Origin of the sequence: Bradyrhizobium sp. AS23.2, from assembly GCF_001908185.1 — a bacterium.
GTDB lineage: Bacteria > Pseudomonadota > Alphaproteobacteria > Rhizobiales > Xanthobacteraceae > Bradyrhizobium.
Window position 1 is genome coordinate 1 of the sequence record NZ_LGHM01000232.1, and the last position, 6,293, is coordinate 6,293.

Below are 6,293 nucleotides of genomic sequence, written 5' to 3' on the forward strand. Positions count from 1 at the left end.
GGCGCTCCATCCGCCCGACACGGCCGCACCAAGCGTGGCGTAAGTGGCGTCTGTCGCGTTGGTTGCGTCAGGTGTCAGTGCCCGGGCGTCTCCGCAGCCCATGCCGGGCAGGCGGCCGAGAGATCGCGAGCCCAAATTTTCAGATCTCAGCCTCGGCTGAGAGCGTCGATCCTACCGACTTCTGCAACAAAATCGGGTCAGTAGTCGACGTCGCCCGCAGGGCCTCTGATAATCCGCTATGGGCCAAAGGCTCGGCGTAGCGCTTCCGGGTGAGCTCGGATCGAGTTGCGGGTCGGAGGAGTTGGCTTCGTGCCACCACCAGACCTGAGTGTGCAAGAACAACTCGGTCGTTACCCGCATAATGCAATTCCGTATTTCGAAGTATTTTGTAGGAGGTAGCGAACACAGATCGAAACATAGCGGCCACATCGGGGCCGTAGCGATCAAAAAAAACAACACGTCACCAATTGAAACGGCAAGGACTGGTGTCCCAAGCTTTTGTACTATGCTGTTTGCGATTGCATACAGTTGGCGAAGGATTGATCCATGTCCCATCGGGTGACACTGTGATCGGATCGCGGTCACGCAATCGCAAGCGTTGCGATGATTTGTCGCTTTGCGGTTCAAACCCTTGTCGCACTGAGGCGTAGTTGCTCGGTTCGGCATTCCGATCGCGGCCGCCAGGACGCGCGCCGACGATCTGTTCGCGCTCAAGGTGGACGATCGGTGAGAAAGGGCCCTCTCGTTCCTTCTTTGACCGGCCGTCAGCCGAACGGGAGACCGACTCGATTCTCCCTTGAAATGACTCGATTCAGATCTGCGGGCACAACAAGGGCGCCACTCGTCGGCATCTTGTTTCGCATAAGGTTCATTACGCGAAACTGCATCCTGTGAAGCCTAATTCGTCCTACATGCTACTTGGGCAACACTCCTTCGTTTGCGCTGCGATCCGACGGCCCTTGAGGTCCCCGGACAGATGGACATAGAACTTTAGGATCGACAACTGTCGATCACCATAGGAGCGTATTTTGGGGTATCGACTCGCGCACACAAACCCATGCAGCGATCATAGAAAGTTCACGCCCGGTTTTCTAAGCCCCCAGGAGCCGGGCTTCTGCCGTCCTCAACCGCGCAGTCGTTGTGTGCACAACGTTATAGGTCAGCGCGACCTCGCGCGTCGTCGCCTGCGCCCTGCCGCCCTTCTCCTTGCGGCCTGAAATCGAAGCCGAGATACGCCGGCAAACTCGTTTGATGGCTCGCCGCCTCAGGGAGTGCCGGCTCCGGAGCGGCTTGTTGGACCTGCACGATGATTGGCTCCTGAGGGCGAGATGCCGCGCGCTGTGCCGTAGCCATGTTCTCCTCAAAATCTCGTCGAGCTTTTGTTGCTCCCCGTCGAGAACGGCTTGATCGGCCGCTATCTTCTTGCTGACGTCTATGCCGCAATGAAGCTGTTCCAGCATTGATAGCCCTATGCGGAACATTTCCCGATCAGGCGGTTGCTCAAAATGGCCATACCGAAAAACTTGCGTTAGCCAGCATGCGGCGATTGAGGCGAAATCCGGTGTCGGTCAGCAGCCTGAAATGATCTGAGTTAGGAAAATCGGCGTTCGACTCCCCCAAGAGTCATGCCACGCCTGCCATCACAGCCGTCTTGCCTGCTTTGAGTTTGGCCGCTGCCGCGGCATAACCTCCGTCGGCCCCATCAACGAAGTGGACGTGATCTGACCGGATGTTTGAAGGCACGTAACAGGTGAGATGCGCGCTCGTCTGACGATGTGTGCCCGCTACACAAACGCCAGAGAGCTGGGCCGAAACCAGTCGAGCCTCGATAGCGTCTGCGATTTCCGGCGAACAGTCCACCGTCATTTTCAGGCCATCGTCGAACTTTCTGAAATCCGTATTCTTCGAAATCTCTCGTCGATATTTGAGGGGTTTGAACTGGCCCATGCGAATACCTGCAGAAAGAACGACTCGCGTCTTGATGGCTCGTAGTGCATCTGCGGTGGGCGTCAGAAGGTTCGCGTGTGGGGAGCGCTTACCAAGCAATCTCTGGATTTTGCCTCCGAGCCAGGCGGGTAGCGGACCGCCCTCCGGCAACGGATGTCCCGACCGACGCGAAGAAAATTCGATTAAGGCCGAAACATCCGCCACCAAGGCCGCGTACGACCTTTGGTCTACGATCGGAATGGCGATGATAGAGAGGATGGTGCCCTACTCGGTAGGGATTGGCCCGAATCCGCAATAGAGCCCTGATAGATCGGGCTTGGCATTCAACGGTGCGCGGCGTATTTTGAATTCTCCCTTCTTGAGTTGTCCTTCCGCCCACGCCACACCGCCGCCGGTGAACATGGCGTACGAGACGTTCTCGGACGCAGCATATCGCGCGACACGAACATCGTGACCGGCTGCGCGGATTGCCGAAACGGGGACGATCGCGACTCGAAGCACAAGATCGAGAGTATCATCTGCCCATGCCGCAGTTCGCGCCATTGCATACTTCACTTCGTCAAGATACTTGCCGGGGATCGCTACGGTCGCTCCGTCGCCGCCGAAAACATAGGGAAAGCAGAGTTCAGGTAACGCGTTGGTTATGGCGACCAGCACCGCAGCGCCCACGGTGTTGACGGCTTTGTATCGGCCGGTCTTGATCGCTGTCGTCGATTGGACGACATCGGCAATTCCGATGAACCAATCGTCCGGCAAGGGGAGATAGCGGTCGAAATGCGTTAGTTGCGAGAAGTTATCGAACGGCTTCAGATCGGCGTAGAAATGCTCTGTACTCGCGCTTTCCGTGTTCGTGCTTGAGAAGGCGAGTTCATGAGCTGATTTGCCCGTCAAGCTATCTTGGGGCGAAGTCATTTGCTCGCTCCTTTGTTGTTATCCCCAACCCTCCCAACGAGACCGATATGCGCGCGCGAGCTTACCAATAAGCTTGTTTCGCGTTTAGCTACCACGTCGTCACCGTCAGTGATCAGCTTCCGTTGATTCTTTGCGATAGCCTCTTTGGACCACTCGGCATCCCACATCGCTGAATAACCAGCATTGAGCTCGGTGAAATGCGCAAGGATAAGGCGGAAAACATACGCTCGCGCTGAGTTCTTCTCAGTTTGCTCCAAGAGCGACGTGCGCATGACCGAGGAACGCTAAAATCTCTCAAATACATGTTGGCTAGCGGCAGCTCGAGGGAGCCACACGCTGCCGAGCTTTGGCGTCACCACCATCCGTAGTCACCACCCGCCGTAGGCGTAGCCGGGATAGGAGTAGTTATAGGTCGGATAGCTCCAATATGAATTATAGGTCGGATAGCCCCAATACGAACTATAGGCGGGATAGCCCCGGTACAAATTATAGGTGGGATAACCTCGCCGCATCCGATAGCGCACGTCCGTCGTCACGGCTGGTACCGCCGCCTTGATCGACGTGCCATTGATCGGAGCAGCAGACGATTCGGCCGTGGCAGCCACCGCGATAGGAACAGCAATTGCGAGCGCAATCGCGAGGCTGCAAACTTGAATCTTCATGGTAGCTCCTGTTCGTGTTAAAGATGACTATCCACCACCCGACGAAAATGACCTTGCAACGCCGGCGAGGGAAATCACCTCTTGCCATAGAGTCGATAGAAGATCGTTATCGCCGCCGCGCCGCCTGATACCGTAGCGAGGAATGCCACCAGCTGCATCTGCAGAGACTTCTAAACCCGTTGCCGCCTTTGGACCAGTCGAGGTTGCGCGTGCCAACGCGCCGCCGTCCGAAGAAGATGAAGCGGACGCGGCAAGGCCGTTGCAGGATAGGCTTATCGCCGAACTGACGGCGCCCGAACGCTGGCCTTGCGCGATGCCTGGCAGAAAATCCCGCGGTCACGTTCCAGGCGGTACTGCACAACTTCGTGCTTCTCCGCATCCCACCGCAGCAAGAAGCGGTGCCAGTTGCGGGCGGCGCTGGGCGAGATTGCAGACTGCACGGCCTTCAAGGTGGCATGGGCTGACACTCCCAACACTTGGCGAGGTCGCGCCCGGCGTGTATCAGAAGCACTCGCATACTTCTTGATCAGAATTGGACCCGCCTTGACCCAAAGCCCTGCCATAAAGCCTTTTATCGAGGTCCTTTGCGGACATCGACAACCAATTCCCCCAATCTGGATGTTGCGGCAGGCCGGCCGCTATTTGCCGGAATATCGGCAATTGCGCGCCAAGGCGGGAAGTTTTCTCGATCTCTGCTTCACGCCGGAATATGCCACTGAGGTCACGCTGCAGCCGATCCGCCGCTTCAATTTCGACGCCGCGATTATCTTTTCCGATATTCTGGTCATTCCCTACGCGCTCGGCCGCGAGGTGCGCTTCGAGGTGGGCGAAGGTCCACGGCTCGATCCCCTGGACACGCCGGAAAAGGCCCGCGCGCTTTCAACGCAAGCCGATTTTGTGAAACTCGAGCCGATCTATGAAGCGTTGCGGCGGGTGCGCCGCGAGCTCGATCCGACGACTGCGCTGATCGGCTTTTGCGGCGCACCGTGGACGGTTGCGACCTATATGGTGGCCGGACAAGGTACGCGCGACCAGGCGCCGGCGCGGATGATGGCCTATCAGCATCCGGATGCGTTCGCCCGCATCATCGACGTGCTGATCGAGAACTCGATCCAATATCTGCTCGGACAGCTCGCGGCCGGCGCTGACGCCTTGCAGATTTTCGACACCTGGGCTGGCGTGCTGCCGCCTCGGGAATTCGAACGCTGGTCGATCGAACCGGCGCGCCGCATCGTTGCGGGCGTGCGGGCGGAGGCACCGGACGCCAAGATCATCGGATTTCCCCGCGGCGCCGGCGCACTGTTGCCCTCGTATGTCGAAGCAACCGGCGTCAACGCCGCCAGCATTGACTGGGCCGCAGAGCCTTCATTGATCCGTGAGCGCGTGCAGAACCGCGCCGCCATTCAGGGCAATCTCGATCCGCTGGTCCTGATCGCCGGCGGCGCGGCGCTCGATCGCGCGGTCGACGACGTGCTTTCCGATTATGCCAAGGGACGGCTGATCTTCAATCTCGGTCACGGGATCTTGCCGGAGACGCCGATCGCCCATGTCGAGCAGATGCTGAAACGGGTGCGGGCATACAAGAGCTGAGCTTCGCGACAATCAAACCGGCCGACTGCGCTCGATGATGTCGGCCGCGCCTTTTGCAGCAGCTCAAGCCCGACGGCGCGGTCGAGCTCGCGCGGCCTGTCGGCAGGTCCGGAACGCGATGCTTCGATGAACACACCACCCCCATGATCGAGCACGGTCGCTGACGACGACATCCGCTCGCCCGCAATAGTGGAGAATCCGGAGATCGGCGAATTGCAGTGACCATTGAGCACCCAGTGTACTTCGCGCTCGGCATTGGCGCATCGATGTGCCGTCTGATCGTCGATCAGCGCAAGAATCCGCCGCGTGGACCAATCCCGCTCGACGCATTCGACCGCGACGATGCCCTGCCCCACCACGGACTGCATCTCCTGAGGTGAAAACTCATAGGCGATGCGATCGGCAAGACCGACGCTCTCGAGTCCCGAGCGCGCCATGATCAGCGCATCGGCAGGGCCGACCGCGCCGCCGTCCGGCAGCCGTTGCTTTTCCAGATGATCGAGCTTGCGGATGCGGGTGTCGGCGGCGCCGCGAAAATGAATCATCTCGACGTCGGGAAACAACCCACGCGCGTAAGCCGCGCGGCGCACCGCGTTGCTGTCGACCTTGAACTCGTTGCCGTGGCTACGTTTGATCTCGTCAAGCGAAACGCCCGGCCGCAGCACCAGCACGTCTCCAGGCGGATCGCGCGGCAACGTCGCCCCGATCACGAGCCCAGGTGTGTCCTCATTGCCCGGCACCTCCTTGAGCGAATGCATCGCGGCCCGCAGCTCACCGGCTAAAACCGCGCGGCGGATTTCGGCGACGAAGGCGCCGCCCTTGCCGTCATGCGGCAAGGGCTCGCCGAGCTGGTGCTATCGCCCGCCGTCTCGAACTTGACGATCTCGACATCGAGACCGGGAGCGGCCGCGGCAAGCCGGCGGGCAATTTCCTCGGTCCGCGCCAGCGCCATCGCGCCCTTGCGCGTGCCGAACCGGATAAGGTTTGCCGCCATCGAAGCTCCAAATGACGCGGCAGCAGCCGCGGCTCCCAACTCGCTTACAGCGGCCTCGAATTCAACTTCGCTCTGCAGCGCGCCAATGACATCTCGCAACTCGCTCACTATCACGGCAGACTCCCGATGTGATCATTGGTGTTCGTCGTCAGATGATTTGAGACTGATTAGGCGGGCTGCGAAGGGAG

At 59.4% G+C, this 6,293-nt stretch carries 3 protein-coding genes and 2 pseudogenes; 1 reads left to right on the forward strand and 4 read right to left on the reverse strand.

The window, feature by feature from the left end:
- Positions 1-1,623 precede the first annotated feature (1,623 nt).
- From AC630_RS47510 to AC630_RS38595, 3 genes and pseudogenes are all read right to left on the reverse strand, one after another.
- A pseudogene (locus AC630_RS47510) lies at positions 1,624-2,859 on the reverse strand (DUF3095 domain-containing protein).
- Positions 2,856-3,131: a hypothetical protein gene (locus tag AC630_RS46460; protein WP_074123601.1), complete on the reverse strand. Its 276-nt coding sequence runs from the start codon at positions 3,129-3,131 to the stop codon at positions 2,856-2,858. Before AC630_RS46460 ends, AC630_RS47510 begins: the two are co-directional and overlap by 4 nt.
- Before the next feature lie 96 nt (positions 3,132-3,227).
- On the reverse strand, positions 3,228-3,521 hold the full coding sequence (locus tag AC630_RS38595; RefSeq protein WP_074123602.1) for a hypothetical protein: 294 nt from the start codon (positions 3,519-3,521) through the stop codon (positions 3,228-3,230).
- A gap of 543 nt (positions 3,522-4,064) precedes the next feature.
- Between AC630_RS38595 and hemE the strand changes: the two genes are divergently transcribed.
- Complete coding sequence (hemE, locus tag AC630_RS38600; RefSeq protein WP_074123603.1) at positions 4,065-5,111, forward strand: uroporphyrinogen decarboxylase; 1,047 nt, start codon at positions 4,065-4,067, stop codon at positions 5,109-5,111.
- A gap of 12 nt (positions 5,112-5,123) precedes the next feature.
- On the opposite strand, the pseudogene hemC reads toward hemE, so the two are convergent.
- Positions 5,124-6,105, reverse strand: a pseudogene (hemC, locus tag AC630_RS38605) (hydroxymethylbilane synthase).
- Positions 6,106-6,293: the final 188 nt, after the last annotated feature.